Raw genomic sequence first — 22885 nt, forward strand, 5'->3', positions numbered from 1 at the left:
AATGAATGATGTTACAGGCGCTTATCGCCTGTCTTGGGGTTGCGTAATCGTGCGACAAGAAAAGCTTCATCGAAACGGTCTGCTCGTGCTGCTGCTTGCTGCGCCATTGCTTGCTGGCTGCGCCGGCGTGGGCGGTGACGCATTCTCCACGGACCTGCTGTCCAAGGATGCCGACTGGTTCTCCAAGCCAGGTCGCGTGTTCATCAAGAATGTTTCGATCGAGACGCCGCCGCTGTCGCCTGAGCAGGCCGTCAGTCCGCAGGATCTCATCAGCGCGGACGGTGCGTGCCCGGGCATGGCGCCGCGTGATGCCAACGCGCTTGCCGATGGTACCGCAGGTGCGCCGGTTCAAACTGGCGTCGTGGCGCTCGGCCATACCGAATGCGACGTGGCGCGTGGTGCAGGCGCACCCGACAATGTCAGTCTATCGACCAGCCCGCGCGGCGATCGCGTTGCCGTGCTGACCTATCTGCGCGGTCCGCGCGCTGGCATCTATACGTTTACCGCCGGTCGTTTGACCGTGGTCGAACGCGGTCCGGAAGTTGAGCAGCCGAAGACCGCGCGTCCGAAGGCGAAGAAGCGCGCCGCGACCTGATCTTTTCGTGATGATGTCGAAGTAAGCGACGGCTGCGTTTTCAGCCGTTCGCTTCTTCATGCAGAGAACTCGCGCTAAGCCATTGCTCTTCGGCGCGTTGCAATGCGTCCGCCGCAGCGGCGCGCGCTTTGGTGAGTTGCGTGGCCTGCTTCGGATCTTTCTTGAACAGGTCAGGCAATGCGAGCGCAGTATCGATCTTGGCGATGATGGCGGTGATCCGCTCCATCTCGGATTCTGCTTCGGCGACCTGCTGCTTGAGCGGGACCTTCTTTTCTTTAGGCTTCGCCAGTTTTTCGCGGTCCGTGTTTGCGCGATCGCGTGTCGGCGTGCGTATGCCGCGGGCTTGCATGACGACTTTGCGATAGTCGTCGAGATCGCCGTCGAAATTGGTGACGGTGCGGTCAGCCACGACCCAGAGCTGGTCTGCGCAGGCCTCGATCAGATAGCGATCATGGGAGACCATGATCACTGCGCCGGGGAATTCGTTGATCGCCTCGGCCAGCGCTGCGCGGCTGTCGATATCGAGATGGTTGGTCGGTTCGTCCAGAATGATCATGTTCGGACCGTAGAAAGTCGCGAGCCCCAGCAGTAGCCGCGCCTTTTCGCCGCCGGACAGGCTTTTTACGATCGTATCCGCGGCCTTGCCGGAAAAGCCGATATTGCCGGCACGCGCGCGGATTTTCGATTCCGGCATGTCGGGCATCAGCTTGCGGACGTGATCATAGACGGAGTTGTCCATCACCAGCTCGTCGAGCTGATGCTGGGCAAAGTAAGCAATCGACAGTTTGTCGGCGCGCGTAATCGATCCTGAAAATGGCTTCAGCTTGTTTGCCAGCAGCTTGACCAGCGTCGACTTACCGTTGCCGTTGGAGCCGAGCAGGGCAATGCGATCCTCGGTATCGATGCGGAGTGTCACCTGATTGAGTACCGGCTTGCCGGGCTCATAGCCGACCGACACATTGTCCACCGCGAGAATCGGCGGCGACAGGATCTTTTCGGGCGCAGGGAATACGATCTCGCGCACGTCTTGCGTTACGAGCGCCGAGATTGGCTTCATGCGCTCAAGCATCTTTACGCGCGATTGTGCCTGACGTGCCTTGGAGGCCTTAGCCTTGAAGCGATCGACGAAGTCCTGCAGCCGCTTGCGCTCGGCTTCCTGACGCTTGACGTTCTTGGCGTCGAGCGCCTCTTTGTTGGCGCGGAACTCTTCGTAATTTGAGTAAGTCCCGCGATAATGCACGAGCTTGCCACGGTCGAGATGCAGGATCTCGTTCACCGACGTATCGAGCAGGTCGCGGTCATGGCTGATGACGATGACCGTGCGCGGATAGTTGGCGAGATGATCCTCGAGCCACAGCGTGCCTTCGAGATCGAGATAGTTGGTCGGTTCGTCCAGCAGCAACAGGTCCGGCGCCGAGAACAACGTGGCCGCAAGCGCGACGCGCATGCGCCAGCCGCCGGAGAATTCGGAACAGGAGCGCAACTGGGCTTCAGCCGAAAAGCCAAGACCACTCAGAATCGCTGCGGCGCGAGCGGGCGCGGAATGCGCATCGATATCGACAAGGCGGGTCTGGATGTCGGAAATGCGCTCCGGATCGGAGGCGGTCTCGGCTTCCTTCAGCAGTGCGTCGCGCTCGAGATCGGCTTTCAAGACGACGGAGATCAGGCTTTCGGGGCCGTCCGGCGCCTCCTGGGCGAGGCTGCCGATACGCCAGCGGGGCGGAATCGAAATACTTCCGGTTTCGGTGGCCAGATCGCCGCGAATGGCGTGAAAAAGTGTCGATTTACCGACGCCGTTGCGGCCCACGAAACCCACGCGGGCTCCCGGCGCAATCTGTACCGTGCTCTCGTCAATGAGCAGGCGTCCGGCGATCCGGATCGAAATGTCTGTGATGGAAAGCATGCGGGGTTGTCACCGCTGCGACGCACAAAGGCAACCCCGATTTGCTCGCTGCTGGTGCGCGAAAGGTCAATTATGCCGTCAGCGGCTACCGGTGTTCTCATCCTGCTGCCGCATCTGGTCGATCAGCATCTGCAGATGGGAGGGCAGGGCGTTGTCCGGGCCGACATCCCGGCGCAGCCGTTCGCCGATGGCATTGCAGATCGCCGCGCTGGTGGTGCGGTCAATGTGTTCTTCGCCATCATTGATGAACTGGTTCTGCATTGTCTTCCCGGCGCTCGTGGCAGTTGAATGACACTAAGGCAAGTCGTGCGGGCCGAAATTGTTTCAAGATTTATGGATTTGAGGCTGTTTGAGTCAAAATTCGATGAATCGTCGATGGATCTGCCAAGAAAAAGCCCGGCCGAGGGAACGGCCGGGCGGTATTTCTCTGCTCGTGGAGCGTCAGTAGCAGCGATTGACCAGTCGCCAACGCGGTCCCCACGGGGTCGGAACGACCCGGCGGACGAGACATCCGCCGCTGCCATAGCCGTAAACCGGCCCGCCGACGAAGCGTGGTCCGCCCCAGCCGCGATGCCAGCCGCCGCCATGCCAGCCACCGCCGTGCCATCCGCCGTGGCCGCCCCAGGCGGAAGCCGAGGTCGGAGCCAGCGCCGCGGCGCCCAATGAGGCCGCTGCAACCAAAGTCAGTGCGATCTTGCGGAACATTCTCATCTCCTCTGGTACGGCGCGTGTTGCGCCTGCCGTGAACATGGCACCGGGGGCAAATGCCGTTGGCCGGGGTCATTGCAGGCAGTCTAGGAGGAGGAAGCTGAACCGGATCGCGCCAGCCCTGTCAGGAATGGTTCATGTGGATGACATCTCGGTAATTTCGAGCGCCGGATCTGCCAAAATGGGGCCTGCGACATTTGGACGGATCGCTTGCCGTTCCCGGATAGCGTCGATATAAGCCGCCATCTTCCAGCGACTGTTATTCAAGGATAAATCATGGCTATCGAGCGTACCTTTTCGATTCTGAAGCCCGACGCGACCGAGCGCAATCTGACCGGTGCGATCAACGCGCTGATCGAAAAGGCCGGCCTGCGGATCGTCGCGCAGAAGCGCATCCGCATGACCCGCGAACAGGCCGGCACTTTCTACGCCGTTCACAAGGAACGCCCCTTCTTCGGCGAACTGGTGGACTTCATGACCTCGGGTCCGGTTGTCGTGCAGGTGCTGGAAGGCGAGAACGCCGTCCTCAAGCATCGCGATGTGATGGGCGCAACCGATCCGTCGAAGGCTGCTGATGGCACCATCCGCAAGCTTCACGCCAAGTCGATCGGCGAGAACTCGGTTCATGGTTCGGACGCTCCGGAAACTGCAGCGATCGAGATCGCACAGTTCTTCTCGGGCAACGAGATCGTCGGCTAAACTTCCAGCCGAATTGACGACCGGTCGGCGCGCGGGGGCGCGCCGACCTTTCCAATCAAAACGAACAAACAAAGGGGCGCGCTGTGGACTGGTTGCTGCATATTCTCGATCCGGCGACGATCAAGTCGGTTTTCGTTCAGTTTCAGGTCGAAATGCAGCAGCCCGCATTCTGGGTAGCCGTCGGCAAGATCATCTGGATCAACGTTCTGCTGTCCGGCGACAACGCCCTCGTGATCGCACTGGCCTGCCGTGGTCTGGAACCGAAGCAGCGCATGTGGGGCATGATTCTCGGCGCCGCTGCCGCCGTCATCCTGCGTATCATCTTCACCGGCATCGTCGCCTCGCTGATGGCGCTGCCCTATCTCAAGCTGGTGGGCGGCCTCGCACTGATCGTCATCGCAGCCAAACTGCTGGTACCCGAACCGGAAGAAGAGGACGGCGTGAAGGCCGCCTCGCATCTGTGGGCCGCTGTGCAGATCGTGGTCGTAGCCGACATTGTCATGAGCCTCGACAACGTCATTGCAGTTGCTGCCGCTGCCAATGGCAGCGTGCCGCTGCTGATCCTCGGCCTTGCCATCAGCGTCCCGCTGATCGTCGCCGGCGCGGCGCTGATCATGGCGCTGCTGACCCGTCTGCCCGTTCTGGTCTGGCTCGGTGCGGCCCTGCTGGGCTGGGTCGCCGGCGAAGTGATCGCGACGGATCCTGCGGTTCTGCCGCTGATGCACAGCTTCTTCAGCGGTTCGGTCGGCACTGGCCTCGACAGCCTGATGTCATCGCTGGGCCTTGGCGTTCGTTTCACCAATGGGGGACATGGTGGCGAGATCGTCTGCGGTCTGATTGGTGTCGCTGTGGTGCTCGCTGTCGGAACGTTGTGGCGTCGTCGCAGCATGGCAGGGCACGCCGAGCAGGCGGCCTAACTCAATAAAAACTCAAAGCGGGCGAGGGGCATTTGCCTTTCGCCCGTTTTTTTGTTTCTGGAATCCGGTGGTTTCTAGAACTTGAATTCGACGCCCAGCGTTCCTTGGTGGGACTGCGAATAGGCGCGGAACTTGCCGTCATAATTGAGATAGAGACGCGCGGTGTTGCTGAGGCTCAGCGACGCCGATGCGCCGGCGTCTGCGCCGTACTGGCTTTCGCCGATCCCCTGAACGGTGATGCTCTCGGAACCCAGGCTGACCGTGACGTTGCTAAAGCGCTGATGCACGTTGTCGACGAATTTGGCATAGCCCGATAGATCCAGAATCTTCTGATCGAATATCCAGTAACGGCCGACTTCTGCGCCAATCAGGATACGCGCACGCTCGGCTGAGGCGCCGCTCGCGTTGACAGGATTGAGGCCGCCAAGCTCCTGCATCGCGCCGGTTGTCGCGCGGGTGTATTCGAAGGCAGCCTTGGGCACGATCCGTGCCTGTTCGTAACTCCAGTAATAGCTCAGCTCAGTGAGTGCGCCGTCGATCCGCGCATTGTAGCCGGCGCTGGCAAGCCCCAGGCCCGTGTCGCGGCGCGAGTTGATGTCGCCGAAGCCGTGCACCAATGCGATTGCCCAGGTCCAGGCGCCTTGGTCGACCGAAGCGTTGACTCCGATCTGCGTGAGGTCGAGCGTTGCAGACTGCAGCGCGAGCGGAACATCGATCGTAGTGTGACTCTGGTCCACCGACAGTCCGACATTGACGCCCGGCATCAGCCGCGCGCCGATTCCGGCGACCCCGCCGACAGTCCGGCGCTTGTCGCCGACAAAGTCACCGATCGTGCCGGTATGGGCGCCGACACCATAGAACTCGGCCCAGCTACGGAAGCGCGGCGTCTCGGTGGTCTCCGACGCACCACCGCCGCCGGGATTGGCGCGCGACGCGCGGTTGAAGCCGTAGCTCGCCTGATCGCCGAGGCGCCGCAGGAACTGGCTACCGAGATCGCCAATGGCAATACCTGCGGATTGCCCGGCATTGAAGTCGGTCGATGATGGCATCGGTGCGGCTGGCAGCGGCGGTGTCGGCGGAGGTGTGGTTGGGGGCGGCGTGGTAGGCGGCGGCGCGACCTGGGCGGATGCAAGCGAAGGCGCAACGACAAGCGCGACGGCAAGGCCGAGTACAATGGTCCGGCGTTGCCGACTGGCAGCCGGGCTCCTGTCCGTTTGGGCGTATCGCGATGGATCGCGCATTGTCACTCGTTTCGAAATTGTCGCTGCAGTGCCGTTCGACTGCGGCAGAGCATACGCGATCCAATGAGCATTGCCGCTGCGCATTGAGCGCCTCCGGTGGCGATTGACGCGTATTGTTGTGCGATTGCCACAGCGGATTCGTGTCGCTTTTCATCACGTTATGGCCATTCACGCAGAGCGGGCCGACGATATTTCAATCCGGCACGTCTGCTCATGGGTCCGGTCAGCGGCTTTCGATAGGTACGCTTGAACGCGGCCGGTGATATCAAAACCTCTGCCGTAAAAAGCCAAAGACTTGCGTAGCCAAAATTTTCATGTTGGAATTCTTGCGCAATCGGATTGAGGCCGTTCGACTGTGCGTTTTGCGAGCAGGACATTCAGCAGACACCGGGAAGCCCGCTTGTGGCGTGGTACGCATGATGCGTGGCCGCGTCTTTTTTGTATCTAGATCGGGAGACAGACGATGCAGAAGGGCACCGTCAAATGGTTCAACCCAACCAAGGGTTATGGCTTCATCAAGCCGACTGTCGGCGACAAGGATGTCTTCGTGCACATCTCCGCTGTCGAGCGCGCAGGCCTTAGTACCCTCAACGAAAACCAGACCATCGAATACGACCTGGTGGAAAATCGCGGCAAGGCGTCTGCCGAGAACCTCAAGGTCTCATAACCGAGTTTTGCCCTGCCGGCCCTGACATGTGGGCCGGCCGACTGATGTAACTCCGGCGCAAGCCGGGCCTTTTGTAGCTCCGGTGCGGATCGTGCCGAGCGGGCGAGGTTATGCCCGCATTATCGCTTCTTTGGCTTCTTCGCCTTTTTGGCCGTTTTCTTGGCGGGTACAGCCTTCTTGGCGGCCTTGTCCTTTTCGGCGTTCTGAGCCTTCATCGCTTGCGCTGCTTCTGCGATCTGAAGTGCTTCAACGGCCTTACGCATCGATCGCGCATAGCTATCGGCGGCATTATCGGCGGACATCTGAAGGCGCTTGGCGGCGGCCGTGCCTTGCTCCGTCGCGTCCTTCGCTAGTTGCTTGAAACGGTCCTTGGCGGTCTTGTCCTTGGCCTTGGCGGCCAGGCCCGCATAGCGATCGCGTTGTGCCTTGACGGCTGCCATCAGTGTCTTGTTTTGCTGCTTAGCAGTCTGCCGGATGATCACACCCAGATCGGCGCCCGTCATTCTTCATTTCCTTAAGTGACAGTCAGAATAGTCAATTGTTTCAATTATGCAGTTGCCATTGAGGCATTGCAATCGTCGCAGCTCGTGGCGCTGGCCAGCGTGCTGGGCGAGGTGAGTTCATTGTCCGATGTCGTAAGCACGGATCGGGTTTCTTTACCGTAAAGATACTCGGCAATTGCGCTTGCGTGGCGGAATCATGATACCGCGAGACGTCCCGTCCGGCGCAGCCAGGTCTGGCCTGTCGATATGCGGTGCCAGATTGGCTGGCGTGTGGAGCATCCTGCGATGACGGTGCCGGCGAGATCGCGTTTCCGGATTGGGTTCAGGACGTCGATCATTGCGCTGTTCGTCGGTGTCGTCCTGACGGTCGGCCTGGCGCTGGTTTATCTCAGCTTCAGCAGGGTCAACACGATCATCCGGACGGCGGCTTCGTCGTATCTCAGCGTGGTCGCGCAGGCTGCGACCGATCGCATCGATGCGCAGCTCAAGAGCGTTCACGACAATCTGGATATCCTGCGCGGTATCACATCGGTCCAGTCCGCGGAGCTCAAGAATAACCCGCGGCTGAATATCCTGCTGGCGTCGATGCTGCGCAACAATAAGCAGCTCTTCAGCCTGTACATGGGATATGAGGACGGCTCGTTCCTGGAAATGGACCTGATCGACCGAACGGGAGCTGGGGTGAAAGCGCGCTTCGGGGCGCCGGACGGGGCCAGATTTCGCCTGTTCACGATCGTGAAAGCAGGCGATTTTGGACCGCTTCAGACCACGACCTCCTATCTCGACGATGCGCTGCGGCCTTTGGCAAGTCTGCCCGGACCGGTCGATTTCGATCCTCGCGTTCGGCCGTGGTATCGTGGCGCCTTCGAGCCCAATGCCAGTCTGCTGACCGAGCCCTATATTTTCTATCAGACCGGTGACATCGGCTACACGCTGCGGATGCCCATTGTGGAGGGGCAGCGGGGTGTTGTGGCCGGCGATATCCTGCTCAGTGAAGCCGAGGCCATGCTGCGCAAGCAGCAGCTCGGGCATTCGGGCGTGGCCTATCTGTTCGACGATGCCGACCGGGTGCTGGCGCATCCGGAGATGTCCAGGTGGTTGGAGGCCACGAGCGTTCCGAACAAGCTGTCGGAGCTTCCTCGGCTCAGTGACGTCGATACGATTAACGCAACGGCCGCGATCAAGGCGTGGCGTCAAACCGGCGTTGCGGAGCAATTTTTTACTGACAGCACAGGGCGGGCCTACGCAGCCGCGTTCCGTCCCGTGGAGATGGCCGGATCGGCCAATCTCCGGGTCGGGTTCTTCGCGCCGCTCGATGAGTTCTATGCCGAGATCGAGCAAGAAAAGCGCACGCTCTTCATTCTCGCATTTTGTTTTGTGCTCGCGGCCGTACCGATTGCGTTCTGGATCGGCAACAAGCTGTCGCTCTCCCTGCGAATTTTGGCGCGCGAGGTCGATCGCATCCAGAACTTCCGGTTTTCGTCGATGCCGCAACTGCGTTCGCCGATCCGCGAAATCGACGATCTCGGCCGATCGGTCTTCACCATGCGTACGCTGGTGCAGACATTCTCGAATTTCGTTCCCAAGCGTCTGGTTCAGCAACTGGTCGAAACCGGCACGGCCATGCAATTGGGCGGCGAGCGCCGCGAAGCGACCATCCTGTTCACAGATGTCGAGAATTTCACGGGAATGACGGAGAACGAAGATCCGACCCGGGTGATGCTCTACACGTCGCGCTATTTCGCTGCGATTTCGGACGTCATTGCTACGCATCAGGGCACGGTCGATAAATATATCGGCGATGCGGTTATGGGGCTGTGGAACGCCCCCGTCGAGCACACCAACCATGTCGCGCAGGCTTGCGCCGCTGTGCTCGATTGCGTCGAAGCCAATCGGAAGCTCAATGAGGAATTCGAGCGTGAGGGCTGGCCCGTCTACAAGACCCGGTTTGGCCTGCATGTCGGCGATGTCATGATCGGCAATATCGGGTCACCCGACCGCATGAACTACACGGCGCTCGGCGCGACCGTAAATCTCGCGTCACGGCTCGAGACGCTGAACAAGGACTACGGAACCAGCGTCCTGGTCAGCGAAGCCGTCAAGGAGCGGGTGGACTCATTGTTTCTTTTCCGCAGCGTCGCCCGGATCAAGCCGAAAGGCTTTGCCGCCGAAGTGCAGATCTATGAGTTGCTCGGCGCGCGAGACCAACATTCCGTTGCCGCGTCTGATCGCCACGCCAATTTCCCTGTTTGATCGATGGGGGCCGCGCTATAGTAGGCGTATGGCAGCCCATAGAGTGAAGTTGCGGAGATGACCGAGGTGATACCCGTGCGGCGGGGGCGCCCTCGATCGGTCGAGACCGAGGATGCGATCCTGGACAGCGCCTATCGCATGATGGCAGCGCAGGGGCTCGCTGCGACGACCATCGATGCGATTGCGCGGGATTCCGGCGTCTCCAAGATGACGATCTATAAATGGTGGCCATCGCGCGAAGCAGTGCTGATCGACGCGTTCCTGCGGCAGGCGTCCACCATGCTGCCGCTTTCCGAGAGCGGCGATCCGTTTACCCGCATCACGAAACATGCCGCCGCCTATGCCGTGGCGCTGAACAGCGATTTTGGCAAGGTGCAGCTCGCTGTCATTGCCGAATGCATCTCGCGGACCGGTTCAGCGAAAATCTTCTCCGAACGCTATCTCGGTATCCGCCGGGACATATCGCTGGCGATTATCAAGGACGGCCAGAAGGACGGCAACATCCTTGCTTCGGAGCCGGCCGGCGATCTCTATGACCGGATCTATGGCACGCTGTTTTATGAGTATGTCTTTGGATTTCGGCCGCTGACGGCCGACTATGCCCGCAAGCTCGTCAAATCCGTGTTGTCGGTGCAATAGTCAGATGCCGCCTTGCCGCGCGCGGCGAAACCAGCGCCAGGTTTCGCGTGTGACGGCCCGGTAACCCCAACCGCGATGCGTGATGCGCTCGTCGATGATGGCATTGAGCCTTGGCAATGCGTGGAAGGGCACCGACGGATAGGCGTGATGCTCGACATGGAATGGCATGTTCCAGGTGAACCACTTCGTCAGCCTATCGGTATAGGTCGTGCGGGTGTTCTCATAGGCGCTGCGGGTACGCTCGCAGCCGGTGTGTTCGGCATAGAGATAGGGCCGCAGGAAGAGCTGGCCGACGTAGAGCGGGACGAGCCAGCACCACAGCAGCAGCGTGCTGGAGAGCGCGATAGAAGCGATCAGCAGCGCCAGATAGACGAGGGCATAGATGCGGGCTTCGCGCACCACCCTGCCCTGCTTGGATTCCGGGATCCACGGCGCCACGGCTTGTCCGGTCAGAGCACGGCGGACCAGCAGACGGATCCGATTGGTCAGTTGCACGATGCCGGTATAGGCGATGGCGAGTCTGGTGTCGGACGAGGGGATGGTCGCGGTGACGAGCTCCGGGTCGCGGTCGGGATCCTGCGTGAAGCGGTGATGATCCCAATGAAACAGTGCATAGTGCTCATAGGGTAGCACGATCATCAGCGATGAGACATGGCCGAGGATCTCGTTGAGCCGCCGGTTGGTGAACACGGTCTTGTGCGCAGCCTCGTGCACCGCCATGAACAGGAAGGCGATGAGATAACCCTGGATGATGATCAGCGGGATCGCCCACACCACGCCGTAGCGGGTGGCGACCTGCCAGATCAGCGTTCCAACCAAAGCGATCAAGGCATAATGGCTGATCGAGCGAATGAGCCCCGGAAGATTGGCGCGAACCGACAGGTCCTTCAGCTGTGCGGGCGTTAGGGCGCGGGTTTCGATCTTGCCATGGCCAACTGCATCCATCGTCATCGGTTCGTCCCGTTCTCGGTTCAGGCGTCGGCGGCGAGCAGCGCCGAGACTCTCGTGTTGATGAAGGCGGCATCGACCGGGTTCTTGACCGGGTTGCCGGCGCGGTGTCCGTGCAGCGAGGGGATAGGGCACAGTTCGGCCGCGCGTGCGTTCGTCAGCAGGGGGAGTTCGTCTTCGTTGTCGCCGACCTGAAAATAATTGTCCGTCTGCCCGGGCATCAGCAGAACGCGCGCGGTGATCGCAGCCATGGCCTTGCGGAAGTCGCCGCCGAAGGCGTCGCAGCGGCTGATGTCGCCATTCTGCCAGGTCCATAGTTGGGCCAGCAGATTGTTGGCATCACGATGCGCGAAAGCGACGTCCCATGATCGCGCCAGATAGTCTTCCAGCGAGGTGAAGCCGGCTTCGCGCCAGATTTCGTCGCGGTAGAAGCCATGCGACATTGCCCAGCCGGCATAAACCCGCCCCATGGCGCGAAGTCCGGCAGATGGTTTCGAAACGAAGCGGCCATCGACAAAGGCAGGATCGGTGGTCAAAGCGGCCCGCACACTTTCGAGGAATACGGCGTTGAACGGCGAACAACGGGCGCTGCCGCAGACCACTGCCGCGCGTGCCACCATGTCCGGATAGCGGGCGGCCCAGTGATAGGCCTGCATGCCACCCATCGACCAGCCATAGACGAGTGCCAGACGCGCGACGTCGAATTGCTCGGTCAGCAGGCGATGCTGGATCGAAATAGCGTCGTGATAGCTGATGTTCGGATAGGGGGCGCCAGCCAGAGCTTCCAGCGAATTCGATGGCGATGACGACAGCCCGTTTCCGAACAGATTGGGGATGACGATGAAGTAGCGGTCCGGATCGAGTGCGGCGCCCGGCGCGATCAGCCACTCGGTGTCGTAGTGTTGTGCGCCGAACGACGTCGGATAGAGGATGACGTTATCTTTGGCAGCATTGAGTGCGCCATAGGTCTTGTAGGCAAGCTGCAGGCGTGGGTGCCGCTGGCCCGACTGCAGCAAGACGTCACCGGCCTCGAAGATCTGGTAGTCACTCGGCAGGCTCATGCTGGGGCTCCGTGAAGGTCAGTCGACACTGGCCGATCGTATGGCGTGCAGCCTGCTCGACAAAATTTAATAATTGTACTAATGGTACACTAAATTAATTCAGGCGGCAACGCCGAAACTTCGGCATAGCCGCCCGAATAACGTGCAGTCGCCCGTCATTTATCTGTGGTGGAGCGACATCACGGTTTTGTATTCGAAACGTACAAGAGATCTGCGTCACGTTAGTCTATGCATCGGCCAGTCATCGGCGCGGTGGCGGATAGGCGGATCGGTTATCCGCATTTCCCCGCAGTGCATTCGACGTCATGTTTACCCGCAACCCACTCAAAGGAGTCTGGATCATGGGAACCATCACCACCAAAGACGGCACCGAGATTTTCTACAAGGATTGGGGCACCGGGCAGCCGATTGTGTTTCATCACGGCTGGCCCCTGAGTGCGGACGACTGGGACAACCAGATGATGTTCTTCCTCAATCAGGGCTATCGCGTCATCGCGCACGACCGCCGTGGCCATGGTCGCTCCAGCCAGACCGCGACCGGTAATGAGATGGACACCTATGCGGCCGACGTCGCCGAACTCACCGACAAACTGGATCTGAAGGACGCCGTGCATATCGGTCACTCCACCGGCGGCGGCGAAGTTGCGCGTTACGTCGCACGTGCCAAGAAGGGACGCGTCGCCAAGGCGGTGCTGGTCAGCGCCGTGCCGCCGATCATGCTCAAGACCGAGAACAATCCCGGCGGCCTGCCGCTCGAAGTGTTCGACGGCTTCCGTGCTGCGCTTGTTGCCAACCGCGCGCAGTTCTACGTCGATGTCCCGGCCGGACCATTCTACGGCTTCAACCGGCCGGGCGCGAAAGTCTATCAGGGCGTGATCGACGACTGGTGGCGGCAGGGCATGATCGGCGGCGCCAAGGCGCACTATGATTGCATCAAGGCATTTTCGGAAACCGACTTCACCGAAGACCTGAAGGCGATCGATGTGCCGGTGCTCGTTTTGCACGGCGATGATGACCAGATCGTGCCTTATGCCGACGCTGCACCGCTGACGGTGAAGCTGCTCAAGAACGGCACGCTGAAGACCTATCCGGGCTTCCCGCACGGCATGCTGACCACCCATGCGGATGTGATCAACCCGGATCTGCTGGCGTTCATCAAGAGCTAATGCATGTAGCAGAAGCCCGGCAAGGCAATGCCTTGCCGGGCTTCTTTATTTTGTGCGCCTCCGACCTATCCGGCCCACAGGCGCCTCGCGGCTCACGGATTTATGGCCTCATGCGCACACGCTGGAAGCCGCGGCAAAAAAGGGCAGCGCGATCCGCTGCACAAGCGACTCGGCCCGCGGTCCGGCGGACCATACGTCGCATCATCAAACTGTTGCCCAGAAGCACTTCTTGCACCAAACTGCAACCTCTGATTGATGATGTTTGGGTTCGGCCGCAATGGCTTGGTGTCGGCGTGATAGCGCCTGATGCGCAGCAAGTCGTGGCGAAAGTCATTGGGAGGGGACGTTGGATCGCGACGATTTGGAATCTCGCAAAGATATCGTCTCGACGACGTCGCAGGCGCTGTCCACCCAGCTTGAAAAAATCATTACGCGCAAGGACTCGAGTTTCGTGCCGCCTGCCAGCCGTGCGCGTCGAAGTGCACGAGCGCGGTCGGACAAGCGGTTCGAGATGCGGAAGGAATTGCTGGAGGCTCCGCGCAGCGATCCCAATGCGTTCGAGCGCATGATTGGCGAGAGCGATCTGCTCTCCATCAACTTTCTGGATCGGGGCAGGCGGGCAGCCGATGCGGTGTGCCGCATCAAAGTCCCGAGCAATGGCGGCGCTTGGTACGGCACAGGTTTTCTGGTGGGGCCTCGATTACTGCTCACCAATCATCACGTCCTAGGAGACGCCGATGAGGCCAGTCAGTGCGAAGCCGAATTTGGTTATGAGCACGACCTTGATGGCGTCTTGCGCGAAGGTGTCAGTTTCAACCTGCGGCCTCACGAGATTTTCTACACCAACTCCGAACTGGACATCACCTTCATTGCCGTGACACCACTCTCTGACGGCGGCGTGCCGATCGAGCGTTATGGCCGGCTTCCTCTGCTCCCGCTGTCGGGCAAAGTGGTGGATGGCGAGTGGGTCACCATCATCCAGCATCCCGGCAGTGAGCCGAAACAGATCGCGATCCGTTCGAGCCAGATCGTCAAGTTGGATGCGAAAACGTCGGCCGGGATCGACGTAAACAAATTCATCCACTACTCGACCGATACCGAGCCAGGCTCATCCGGGGCGCCGGTTCTCAACGATCAGTGGCAGGTCCTCGCTTTGCATCACAAGGCGGTCCCCGCGCCGACAAAGCTGCGAAATCCGGCCAAGGAGCCGGTCTGGATTGCCAACGAAGGTATTCGGGTCAGCGCCATCTATGTACAGCTTGAGCGCGAACGCTTCGAGACTACGCAGGCTGGATTGGTGCTCGACAGACTCGAGAAGGCATTGGGTCTGCCACCGATGTCGCAGAGTATGGCGCCGAGCGAAACCATGCTGGAAGCCGACCGCAAGCCGTTGCCGGCAAAGCGGTGGACGAATGTCAAAGGCTACGACGCGGAATTCTTGACCGAGAAGATCGCGCTGTCGCGAATCTACGCTCCGCTTCTCGCTAAGAAGCTGGTTGCGCCGCTGCTCGGTAGGTCGATGGGCTATGAACTCGACTACCATCACTTTTCTACGGTGATTCACGCCAAGCGAAAATTTCCGCTGATCACCGCCGTGAATATCGACGGCAATAAGCTCGTTCATCCGGGACCGCGCAAGGATACCTGGCGACGCGACGGACGGATTGCGGACGAATATCAGCCTGCCGGAAATTTTTACGAGAAGGCAAAAGGCGATGATGCCGTCCAGTTCAGCCGTGGCCATCAGGTTCGTTTGCTGGACCCTTGCTGGAGCGCGGCGGCCAAGGCGGCTGCCGCCTTGTCCGAGTCGAAACTCGCATCCGAAGACACGTTCCACTACACCAATGCGGCACCGCAGGTGCAGAAGTACAACGACATCGACTGGGGCAATCTGGAGGATTATCTCCTCAACAAGGCGCAGACGTCCGAGAAGAAGCTGACGATCTTCACCGGCCCGATCTATCGGCCCGACGATCCTGTTTACGGCAAGAGCCGCGAGGGCGGGCCCTGGCAAATTCCGCTGTCGTTCTGGAAGGTAGCGGTTTTGCAGAAAACTGACAGCAGGATCGCGGCTGCCGCCTTTGTGGTAGGGCAGACGGAATACGTGCAAGCCCTGTACGAAGCCAAGGTATTCTCGGGATTGAAGCCCTACACTCTTGATGAGATGCGGAAACGGCGGATCCAGACCACCATCACGGCGATCGAAAACGAAACCGGTCTGGATTTTTCGGCGGTGAAAGATTTCGATGCGCACGGGTCGCTCGAAGCGACCCGCCAGACGCGCTGGATCAACGATCTCGGCGATATCATTATCTGACGGAGCACGTTGCAAGGTCGCGACAAGGTCTTTGGCGACCAATGAGATGTGCGGCGATGCGATTGCAGCGCCGCGCTCGCCCTTAAAAGCGCGTCAGATCACCGTCGGTGAGATCAGCGTGTCGTCGCGGCTGGCGCTGGCGCCGGTACTGGTGGTGCAGGTGTCGCCGGTGATGCCAACGCCGTTGGTGGCCAACAGCCGTAACGCCTGCGGATAGATCTTGTGCTCGATGTCGAGCACGCGCGCGGCGAGGGTGTCGGGGGTGTCGTTATCGGCCACGGCCACGGCGCCCTGCATCACGATCGGGCCGGCATCGGTCTCCGGAATGACGAAATGGACCGTGGCGCCGGAAATCTTGACGCCGGCGCGCAATGCCTGGCCGTGCGGATCGAGGCCGGGGAAGGAGGGCAGCAGCGACGGGTGGATGTTCAGCATCCGGCCGTACCAGTGTCGCACGAATTCCGCCGTGAACAGGCGCATGAAGCCGCCGAGGCAGATCAGCTCGATCTTGTGCTCGTCGAGGGCCGACTGCAGCAGCTTCTCGAAGCCGGCGCGATCCTTGCCGAACGGCTTGCTCTCGATCACCAGCGTTTTGACGCCATTGGCCTGCGCAGTGGCGAGGCCGGGAGCGTCGGCCTTGTTCGAAATCACCAGCGCAATCTCCGCCGGGAAGCCATCTGCTGCGGCGGCCTCGATCAATGCGGTCATGTTCGACCCGCGGCCGGAAATCAGGATGGCGACGCGACGCATCACGGCCTCACAGGTTGAGTTCGAGATGTCCGTCATAAACGACGCGCTCGTCGCCTGTGGCCTCGATGACGTCGCCGAGCAGCGACACGGTCTCGCCGCCCTCGCGCAGGATGTCCATCACCTGCTGCACAGCTTCGCGCTTGACGATGGCGATCATGCCGACGCCGCAGTTGAAGGTGCGCAGCAGCTCGAGTTCGGCGATATCGCCTTCCTTTGCCAGCCACTTGAATACCGGCAGGACGGTGAGGGCGGGCAGGTTGATGCGAACGCCGAGGTTCTTTGGCAGCACGCGCGGGATGTTGTCGGTGAAGCCGCCGCCAGTGATATGCGCGAGGCCCTTAACGGCGCCGGTCTCGCGGATCGCGCGCAAGCAGGATTTCACATAGAGCCGGGTCGGGGTCAGCAGCGCACCGCCAAGCGTCATCACCGGCGAGAACGGCGCTTTGTCGGCGTAAGAGAGGCCCGTGCGCTCGACAATCTTGCGAACCAGCGAGAAGCCGTTGGAATGGACGCCAGACGAGGCCATGCCGATGACGGCGTCGCCCACGCCGATATCCTTGGTCGGCAGCAGCGTGCCCCGCTCCGCAGCACCCACCGAGAATCCGGCGAGGTCGTAGTCGCCGTCCTTGTAGAGGCCGGGCATTTCGGCGGTTTCGCCGCCGATCAGCGCGCAGCCGGATTCACGGCAGCCCTCTGCGATGCCAGCGACGATTGAGGCGGTGGCTTCCGGGTCGAGCTTGCCGCAGGCGAAGTAGTCGAGAAAGAACAGGGGCTCGGCGCCCTGGACCACGAGGTCGTTGACCGACATGGCGACGAGATCGATGCCGATGCCGTTATGGATGCCGGCTTCGATAGCGATCTTGACCTTAGTGCCAACGCCGTCGGTGGCGGCGACGAGAACCGGATCCTTGAAGCCGGCGGCCTTGAGGTCGAACAGTCCGCCGAAGCCGCCGATCTCGGCGTCAGCGCCGGCACGGGCGGTTGCGCGAACCATCGGCTTGATGAGGTCCACCAGACGGTTGCCGGCATCGATATCGACGCCCGCGTCCGCGTAAGTGAGGCCTTTTTTCTGGTCGGTCATGCCGGGTATCCTGCCGGAGCTGCGAAACTGTGTATTTTCGGCTGGTTACGTCGGAATCCCCGCCTGCGCAATGGCTCGTAAACGCTATCCCGATTACTATGTAGGCGGTAAGCCGGTCGGAGCCCCCAAGCTCGGATTGCGAAACAGGCCGGAGCCGGGAAGCGCCGCGTGAGTATCCCCAATTTAATCACCCTCGGGCGCATCCTGCTGGTGCCCGTGATCGTCTGGGCGATTGCCTCGAACCAGATGGAAATCGCCTTTGCAATCTTCGTGATTGCGGGGGTCAGCGATGCCGTGGATGGCTTTCTCGCCAAGCGTTTCAACATGGCCAGCGAACTCGGTGCGTTGCTCGACCCCTTGGCCGATAAGGCGCTGCTGGTCTCGATCTATGTCTCCCTGGGGATATGGGGGGCAGTTCCGCGCTGGATCGTGATTCTCGTGGTGTCGCGGGATATCATGATCGTGGGCGCCGTGATTGTGTCATGGTTGTTCGGCAAGCCGATCCCGATGAAGCCGCTGATGGTGTCGAAGCTCAATACGGTGGCGCAGGTGGCCTTCGCAGCCTTGGTTCTTGCTGCCCTCGGATTTGGTTTCAAATCCTCGCCTTACGATTTGATTTTAATGGGCTTTGTGACCATCTTGACGCTGCTCTCTGTGTCCTTCTATCTCGTCGAATGGATGCGACACATGAGCACCATCGAACCCGGTCAAGAGCCCCGGTAAACCGGTATTCGTGACGTTCGCCGGCGGAGCCCGGCAGGAGTATTTGCGTGGTCGCCCGCGTCCAACCCCGTCAACTGGCGTTCGCGCTGCCCCATGCGGAGAGTCTGTCCCGCGACAACTTCCTTGAGGGCCCGGCCAATGCCGAGGCGCTGGGACTGATCGACTGCTGGCCGGACTGGCCGAACCGTGTAATGCTGCTTGTCGGCCCGGAAGGGTCCGGCAAGAGCCATCTGGCGGCGATCTGGGCCGAGGAGGCCGGGGCGCGTTCCACCATGGCGCACAGCCTGACGGCTGCGACGGTTCCGGCTGAGTTGGTGACCAACGCACTGGTGGTGGAGGATCTCAATGCCGGTGCCTTCGACGAGCGGGCGCTGTTCCACCTTCTTAATCTGGCACGTCAGGACAACGCCTATGTGCTGATTACGGCGCGGGTCGCCCCGGCCGCCATGGAGGTCGAGTTGCGCGATCTGCGGTCGCGGCTCCGTGCGATCCCGGTAGTCAATCTGCTGCCACCGGATGACGGGTTGTTTCGGGCGCTGATCGTGAAGTTTTGCGCCGACCGCCAGCTCAGCATCGACGAGAGCGTGGTCAGCTATGTGGCCAGCCGCATCGAGCGGTCATTCGCCGCCGCCCGCCATACGGTGGAATTGCTGGATAGCGAGGCGCTCCGGCTTGGGCGGCCGGTGACCCGTGCATTGGCCGCGGAACTGCTGCGCGACGCCTGACTTAAGCCTTGGACGTCAAACGCGGCGCGTCAAACCGTGCCTTGACGGCGTGGCAGGCAGGTTCCTCAATGTCATCGAAGCGTCACGCAACTGACGCAATGTCCGCTGTGATTTGCCGGCACTATAGCGCTGCTTGAACTGGATGGATTGCTATCTCATGGACTCCGCAGAAGAGATTGTTATTGAAGAGAAAAAGGGCGAAGCGAAGCCGGCAGAGGTGGTCGCGTCGGGTCCCGAGCGCTTCATCAATCGCGAGCTGTCCTGGCTGCATTTCAATCGCCGCGTCCTTGAGGAGTCCGTCAATCCGGGCCATCCGGCGCTGGAGCGCGTCCGCTTCCTGTCGATTTCCGCAAACAACCTTGATGAATTCTTCATGGTCCGCGTCGCCGGTATCAAAGCGCAGGTCCGTGAGGGAATCAGCGAGCGCAGTCCGGACGGCTTGACCCCGGCCGAGCAACTGGTGCTGATCAACAGCGCGGTCTCCAAGCTCGGCAGCGACCAGCAGGCGATCTGGCGTGACCAGCGCGGCATGCTGGCCGATGTCGGAATCGTGCTGCTCGACGGGAAGGAGGTCAGCAAGGCCGACCGGTCCTGGATCGAGGACCACTTCCTCCACAATATTTTCCCGCTGCTGACGCCGCTGGCGATCGACCCGGCGCATCCGTTCCCGTTCATTCCGAGTCTGGGCTTCACCATCGCGCTGCATCTGTCGCGGGTGTCCGACGGCAAGACGATGAACGCGCTGATCCGCATGCCCGGCAAGATTGATCGCTTCATCCGCCTGCCGACCCCCGGCAAGGACGGGGCGGTACGCCTTATCACGCTGGAACAGGCCACTGGCCTGTTCATCGCGCGTCTATTCCCGGGCTACACTGTTCAGGGGCAGGGTGCCTTCCGCATCATCCGCGACAGTGAACTTGAAGTCGAAGAAGAGGCCGAGGATCTGGTCCGGCTGTTCGAGACGGCGCTGAAGCGTCGCCGCAGAGGGTCGGTGATCCGCCTCGAAATCGAAGCCGGCATGCCGGCAGAACTCCGTGCCTTCGTGCAGCGCGCGCTGGCTACCTCGGATGATGAAATCCTGCTGGTCGACGGCATTCTCGCCATGAACGAGGTCTCGCAGCTCACACGGCTCGATCGGCCCGATCTCGAATTCGTGCCCTATGTGCCGCGTCATCCGGAACGTGTCCGCGATCATGGCGGCGACATCTTTGCGGCGATCCGTCAGAAGGACCTGATTGTCCATCATCCCTATGAGTCCTTCGACGTCGTCGTGCAGTTCCTGCAGCAGGCCGCGCGCGATCCGGATGTGGTGGCGATCAAGCAGACTCTGTATCGCACCTCCAACAATTCGCCGATTGTCCGCACGCTGGTGGAGGCCGCTGAGGCCGGTAAGTCGGTAACGGCGCTCGTCGAACTGCGTGCGCGGTTTGATGAAGAGGCCAATATCCGCTGGGCTCGCGATCTCGAACGCGCCGGTGTCCAGGTGGTCTATGGCTTCCTGGAATTGAAGACCCATGCCAAGCTGTCGCTGGTGGTGCGCCGCGAGGGCGGCTCGCTCACGACCTATGTGCACACCGGCACCGGCAACTATCATCCGGTCACCGCGCGCATCTACACCGATCTGTCATATTTCACATCCGACCCGATCATCGGTCGCGATGCCGCACGCGTGTTCAACTATATCACCGGTTATGCCGAGCCGAGCGACATCGAGAAGATGGCCGTATCGCCACTGACCTTGCGCGGGCGCATGCTCGAACACATCCGCGGCGAAGCGGCATTCGCCCGCAGCGGCAAGCCGGGTGCGATCTGGCTCAAGATGAATTCGCTGGTCGATCCGGAAATCATTGATGCGCTCTATGAGGCGTCGAATGCCGGTGTATCCGTTGAACTGATCGTGCGTGGCATCTGCTGCCTGCGGCCGGGCGTGCCCGGCCTGTCCGAAAACATTCGCGTCAAGTCGATCATCGGCCGCTTCCTTGAACATGGTCGAATCTATTGCTTCGGTATGGGCAATGGCCTGCCGAGCCCGAAGGCGGCGATATACATATCGTCGGCTGACATGATGCCGCGCAATCTGGATCGCCGCGTCGAGGTTCTGTGTCCGCTGCAGAACCCCACCGTGCATACCCAGGTGCTCGAGCAGATCATGGTGGCCAATCTCAAGGATACGGAACAGAGCTGGCAATTGTTGCCGGACGGGTCGTCAACGCGTATGAAGGCAGCGAAGGGCGAGGAACCCTTCAATGTGCACAATTACTTCATGACGAATCCGAGTCTGTCTGGCCGTGGAAAGTCGCTTGAGAAATCATCCCCGCGCCGGCTCACCCGCCGTTCGGAGCGTCACCAATCCTCGTAAGGAACCAGCAACGTGGTAGCGCGTGCCAATCAACGCGCGACCAGCGTCGCCGTCATCGATATTGGCTCCAACTCGGTGCGTCTCGTTGTCTACGAGTCGCTGACGCGAAGCCTTGTTACGCTCTTCAATGAAAAGGCGCTGTGCGGTCTCGGCCGCGAAGTGCAGAGCACCGGGCTGCTGGCCAAGGACGCTGTCGACAAGGCGCTGACGGCGCTGCGGCGCTTCCGTGCGCTGTGCAGGGTCATGAAGGTCGGCCGCGTCTACGCGATCGCGACCGCTGCGGCGCGCGATGCGAGCAATGGACCTGCCTTCATCACAGCAGCCGAGAAAATCTGCGGCTGCGAGATCCAGATCATATCGGGGCCGCGCGAAGCGAAGCTCTCGGCGCTGGGCGTGATTTCGGGCGTGCACAAGCCGGATGGTCTGGTTGGCGATCTCGGGGGCGGTTCGCTCGAACTGATCGATGTCAAAGGCAATGCGGTCCGGCAGGGCGTGACGCTGCCGCTCGGCAGTCTCGCATTGCAGGATGCCTCACAGAAATCACCAAAGAAGGCGGAGCGCATCGTCAGGCTGGCGCTGGCTGACGTCGCGCAGCTCAAGGCGGGCGTAGGTCGCAATTTCTATGCGGTCGGCGGCACCTGGCGTGCATTGGCGCGGCTGCACATCATCCAGAGCGGCTATCCGCTACGTGTGATGCATGGCTATTCGATCCCGGCCACCGAAGCGCTCGATTTCGTGCGCCGCTTGCGCCGGCTCGCAACAGCCAACATTCTTGCCAACATCGAAGCCATAGCCGAACAGCGCCAGCCGCTGCTGGTCTACGCGGCGCTCGTGCTCGAATATGTCATTCGCACCGCCAAGCCGAAGACTATCGTGTTCTCGACCTATGGCGTCCGTGAAGGCTTGCTGTACGAAATGCTGCCGCAAGCGCAGCGCATGCAAGATGGTCTGGTCGGCGCCGCGCAGACCATGAACGAGTTGCTGTCGCGTTCGGCCCGCCACGCGCAGGAGCTGAGCGACTGGAGTGATCGGTTCGCCCGTGTCGCCAAGCTCAAAGAAACCGACGAGGATCGTCGGCTACGCCGGGTGGCGTGTCTGTTGTCCGATATCGGCTGGCGGGTCCATCCGGATCATCGCGGCGAGCAGACGCTCAGTTTGATCACGAACGGCAATTTCGGCTCGGTCGATCATCACGGTCGCGCATTCCTCGCGCTCTGTGTGTACTACCGCTACGCAGGATTCGGCGCCGAGAACGAGCCCCCGGATCTGGTCCGTGCGCTTGTCTCGCCGGCACAGGTCGAACGCGCCCGTTTGCTCGGCGCGTTGTTCAGGGTCGCGCATCTCATTTCGGCGGCGCGGCCGGGCGTGCTGCCCGCCACGCATTTCGCCACCAAGGATCGCAAGATGATGCTCGTCTTCGAGCATCGCATGGTCGATCTCGTCGCCGACCGCGTCGGCAGCCGCTTCAAGCAGCTCGCACGATTAGTGGGGAAGTCCGGGACGATCGTCAGGCGATAGCCGCCGTCGCTCATTCTGAATGACACTACTGATTGCACCGCGGCGTGACTCTCGGTTTCCGTGCGTATACTATTTTCCGGTGCGGCCGTTTTGGTCCACGCGGCAAGTACAT

Annotated in this window: 21 protein-coding genes; 12 read left to right on the top strand and 9 right to left on the bottom strand. The window is 61.0% G+C overall.

Translation table 11 applies throughout. The annotated features are described in order from the left end of the window. The first annotated feature begins 1 nt into the window (after nt 1). Complete coding sequence (locus tag CHC01_RS08820; RefSeq protein ID WP_246297406.1) at nt 2–595, top strand: hypothetical protein; 594 nt, start codon at nt 2–4, stop codon at nt 593–595. Nucleotides 596–635: 40 nt separating this feature from the next. Here CHC01_RS08820 and CHC01_RS08825 read toward each other — a convergent pair whose 3' ends face one another. The 3 genes from CHC01_RS08825 to CHC01_RS08835 form a co-directional block, all read right to left on the bottom strand. Continuing rightward, a complete protein-coding gene (locus CHC01_RS08825; RefSeq protein ID WP_089263954.1) occupies nt 636–2498 on the bottom strand; it encodes an ABC-F family ATP-binding cassette domain-containing protein in 1863 nt (620 codons plus the stop codon). 78 nt (nt 2499–2576) lie between these two features. After that, nucleotides 2577–2759: a hypothetical protein gene (locus tag CHC01_RS08830; RefSeq protein ID WP_089263955.1), complete on the bottom strand. Its 183-nt coding sequence runs from the start codon at nt 2757–2759 to the stop codon at nt 2577–2579. A 180-nt stretch (nt 2760–2939) separates the two neighbouring features. Then, nucleotides 2940–3203, bottom strand: coding sequence for a sulfur globule protein precursor (locus tag CHC01_RS08835; protein WP_089263956.1), 264 nt, complete (start codon nt 3201–3203; stop codon nt 2940–2942). 279 nt (nt 3204–3482) lie between these two features. Here CHC01_RS08835 and ndk point away from each other — a divergent pair, with 279 nt between their 5' ends. Together ndk and CHC01_RS08845 are read left to right on the top strand one after the other, a co-directional pair. Further along, on the top strand, nt 3483–3905 hold the full coding sequence (gene ndk, locus CHC01_RS08840; protein ID WP_068731078.1) for a nucleoside-diphosphate kinase: 423 nt from the start codon (nt 3483–3485) through the stop codon (nt 3903–3905). Nucleotides 3906–3988: 83 nt separating this feature from the next. Beyond that, complete coding sequence (locus CHC01_RS08845) at nt 3989–4822, top strand: TerC family protein (RefSeq protein WP_089263957.1); 834 nt, start codon at nt 3989–3991, stop codon at nt 4820–4822. 74 nt (nt 4823–4896) lie between these two features. On the opposite strand, the gene CHC01_RS08850 is transcribed toward CHC01_RS08845, so the two are convergent. After that, nucleotides 4897–6063 carry an autotransporter outer membrane beta-barrel domain-containing protein gene (locus CHC01_RS08850; protein WP_089264643.1) on the bottom strand — a complete coding sequence of 389 codons (1167 nt, stop codon included), beginning with the start codon at nt 6061–6063 and terminating at the stop codon, nt 4897–4899. 463 nt (nt 6064–6526) lie between these two features. On the opposite strand from CHC01_RS08850, the gene CHC01_RS08855 reads away from it, so the two are divergent. Then, the gene (locus tag CHC01_RS08855) at nt 6527–6730 is read left to right on the top strand and encodes a cold-shock protein (RefSeq protein ID WP_089263958.1); all 204 of its coding nucleotides are present in this window, start codon (nt 6527–6529) and stop codon (nt 6728–6730) included. 119 nt (nt 6731–6849) lie between these two features. On the opposite strand, the gene CHC01_RS08860 is transcribed toward CHC01_RS08855, so the two are convergent. Then, a complete protein-coding gene (locus tag CHC01_RS08860) occupies nt 6850–7233 on the bottom strand; it encodes a hypothetical protein (RefSeq protein WP_089263959.1) in 384 nt (127 codons plus the stop codon). A gap of 285 nt (nt 7234–7518) precedes the next feature. Between CHC01_RS08860 and CHC01_RS08865 the strand changes: the two genes are divergently transcribed. Then, complete coding sequence (locus tag CHC01_RS08865) at nt 7519–9486, top strand: adenylate/guanylate cyclase domain-containing protein (protein ID WP_089263960.1); 1968 nt, start codon at nt 7519–7521, stop codon at nt 9484–9486. A 57-nt stretch (nt 9487–9543) separates the two neighbouring features. Then, nucleotides 9544–10125: a TetR/AcrR family transcriptional regulator gene (locus CHC01_RS08870; RefSeq protein ID WP_089263961.1), complete on the top strand. Its 582-nt coding sequence runs from the start codon at nt 9544–9546 to the stop codon at nt 10123–10125. On the opposite strand, the gene CHC01_RS08875 is transcribed toward CHC01_RS08870, so the two are convergent. Both CHC01_RS08875 and CHC01_RS08880 read right to left on the bottom strand, forming a co-directional pair. After that, nucleotides 10126–11076, bottom strand: coding sequence for a fatty acid desaturase (locus CHC01_RS08875; protein ID WP_089263962.1), 951 nt, complete (start codon nt 11074–11076; stop codon nt 10126–10128). It abuts the gene before it with no gap. A 20-nt stretch (nt 11077–11096) separates the two neighbouring features. Next, entirely contained in the window at nt 11097–12134 is a 1038-nt protein-coding gene (locus tag CHC01_RS08880; RefSeq protein WP_089263963.1) for an alpha/beta fold hydrolase, read from the bottom strand. A gap of 341 nt (nt 12135–12475) precedes the next feature. Here CHC01_RS08880 and CHC01_RS08885 point away from each other — a divergent pair, with 341 nt between their 5' ends. Together CHC01_RS08885 and CHC01_RS08890 are read left to right on the top strand one after the other, a co-directional pair. Continuing rightward, nucleotides 12476–13300 carry an alpha/beta fold hydrolase gene (locus tag CHC01_RS08885; protein WP_089264644.1) on the top strand — a complete coding sequence of 275 codons (825 nt, stop codon included), beginning with the start codon at nt 12476–12478 and terminating at the stop codon, nt 13298–13300. Between the two features lie 565 nt (nt 13301–13865). Continuing rightward, nucleotides 13866–15617 (top strand): DNA/RNA non-specific endonuclease, encoded by a 1752-nt coding sequence (locus CHC01_RS08890; RefSeq protein WP_244558277.1) that lies wholly within the window; start codon nt 13866–13868, stop codon nt 15615–15617. 93 nt (nt 15618–15710) lie between these two features. Here the strand turns inward: CHC01_RS08890 and purN are convergent, their stop codons facing one another. Both purN and purM read right to left on the bottom strand, forming a co-directional pair. After that, nucleotides 15711–16367, bottom strand: a complete 657-nt coding sequence (purN, locus tag CHC01_RS08895; protein ID WP_089263965.1) for a phosphoribosylglycinamide formyltransferase — start codon at nt 16365–16367, stop codon at nt 15711–15713. 7 nt (nt 16368–16374) lie between these two features. Next, on the bottom strand, nt 16375–17448 hold the full coding sequence (purM, locus tag CHC01_RS08900) for a phosphoribosylformylglycinamidine cyclo-ligase (protein WP_089263966.1): 1074 nt from the start codon (nt 17446–17448) through the stop codon (nt 16375–16377). A 168-nt stretch (nt 17449–17616) separates the two neighbouring features. On the opposite strand from purM, the gene CHC01_RS08905 reads away from it, so the two are divergent. From CHC01_RS08905 to ppx, 4 genes are all read left to right on the top strand, one after another. Beyond that, a complete protein-coding gene (locus tag CHC01_RS08905; protein WP_089263967.1) occupies nt 17617–18171 on the top strand; it encodes a CDP-alcohol phosphatidyltransferase family protein in 555 nt (184 codons plus the stop codon). A gap of 47 nt (nt 18172–18218) precedes the next feature. Then, nucleotides 18219–18896, top strand: coding sequence for a P-loop NTPase family protein (locus CHC01_RS08910; RefSeq protein ID WP_089263968.1), 678 nt, complete (start codon nt 18219–18221; stop codon nt 18894–18896). A gap of 157 nt (nt 18897–19053) precedes the next feature. Continuing rightward, nucleotides 19054–21255, top strand: coding sequence for an RNA degradosome polyphosphate kinase (locus CHC01_RS08915; protein ID WP_089264645.1), 2202 nt, complete (start codon nt 19054–19056; stop codon nt 21253–21255). 12 nt (nt 21256–21267) lie between these two features. Then, complete coding sequence (ppx, locus tag CHC01_RS08920; protein WP_089263969.1) at nt 21268–22773, top strand: exopolyphosphatase; 1506 nt, start codon at nt 21268–21270, stop codon at nt 22771–22773. The last annotated feature ends 112 nt before the right edge of the window (nt 22774–22885 follow it).

The organism is Tardiphaga sp. OK246, assembly GCF_900188215.1.
In the GTDB taxonomy this organism is placed as follows: domain Bacteria; phylum Pseudomonadota; class Alphaproteobacteria; order Rhizobiales; family Xanthobacteraceae; genus Tardiphaga; species Tardiphaga robiniae.

Excerpts from the sequence above, each read along its gene's own strand:
- CHC01_RS08870 (WP_089263961.1), top strand. The coding sequence starts at position 9,544 with ATGACCGAGGTGATACCCGTGCGGCGGGGGCGCCCTCGATCGGTCGAG.
- CHC01_RS08885 (WP_089264644.1), top strand. The coding sequence starts at position 12,476 with ATGGGAACCATCACCACCAAAGACGGCACCGAGATTTTCTACAAGGAT.
- CHC01_RS08875 (WP_089263962.1), bottom strand. The coding sequence starts at position 11,076 with ATGACGATGGATGCAGTTGGCCATGGCAAGATCGAAACCCGCGCCCTA.
- CHC01_RS08865 (WP_089263960.1), top strand. The coding sequence starts at position 7,519 with ATGACGGTGCCGGCGAGATCGCGTTTCCGGATTGGGTTCAGGACGTCG.
- CHC01_RS08835 (WP_089263956.1), bottom strand. The coding sequence starts at position 3,203 with ATGTTCCGCAAGATCGCACTGACTTTGGTTGCAGCGGCCTCATTGGGC.
- purN (WP_089263965.1), bottom strand. The coding sequence starts at position 16,367 with ATGCGTCGCGTCGCCATCCTGATTTCCGGCCGCGGGTCGAACATGACC.
- CHC01_RS08860 (WP_089263959.1), bottom strand. The coding sequence starts at position 7,233 with ATGACGGGCGCCGATCTGGGTGTGATCATCCGGCAGACTGCTAAGCAG.
- CHC01_RS08825 (WP_089263954.1), bottom strand. The coding sequence starts at position 2,498 with ATGCTTTCCATCACAGACATTTCGATCCGGATCGCCGGACGCCTGCTC.
- CHC01_RS08890 (WP_244558277.1), top strand. The coding sequence starts at position 13,866 with ATGATTGGCGAGAGCGATCTGCTCTCCATCAACTTTCTGGATCGGGGC.
- CHC01_RS08915 (WP_089264645.1), top strand. The coding sequence starts at position 19,054 with ATGGACTCCGCAGAAGAGATTGTTATTGAAGAGAAAAAGGGCGAAGCG.
- purM (WP_089263966.1), bottom strand. The coding sequence starts at position 17,448 with ATGACCGACCAGAAAAAAGGCCTCACTTACGCGGACGCGGGCGTCGAT.
- ndk (WP_068731078.1), top strand. The coding sequence starts at position 3,483 with ATGGCTATCGAGCGTACCTTTTCGATTCTGAAGCCCGACGCGACCGAG.
- CHC01_RS08850 (WP_089264643.1), bottom strand. The coding sequence starts at position 6,063 with ATGCGCGATCCATCGCGATACGCCCAAACGGACAGGAGCCCGGCTGCC.
- CHC01_RS08830 (WP_089263955.1), bottom strand. The coding sequence starts at position 2,759 with ATGCAGAACCAGTTCATCAATGATGGCGAAGAACACATTGACCGCACC.
- CHC01_RS08855 (WP_089263958.1), top strand. The coding sequence starts at position 6,527 with ATGCAGAAGGGCACCGTCAAATGGTTCAACCCAACCAAGGGTTATGGC.
- CHC01_RS08820 (WP_246297406.1), top strand. The coding sequence starts at position 2 with ATGAATGATGTTACAGGCGCTTATCGCCTGTCTTGGGGTTGCGTAATC.
- CHC01_RS08880 (WP_089263963.1), bottom strand. The coding sequence starts at position 12,134 with ATGAGCCTGCCGAGTGACTACCAGATCTTCGAGGCCGGTGACGTCTTG.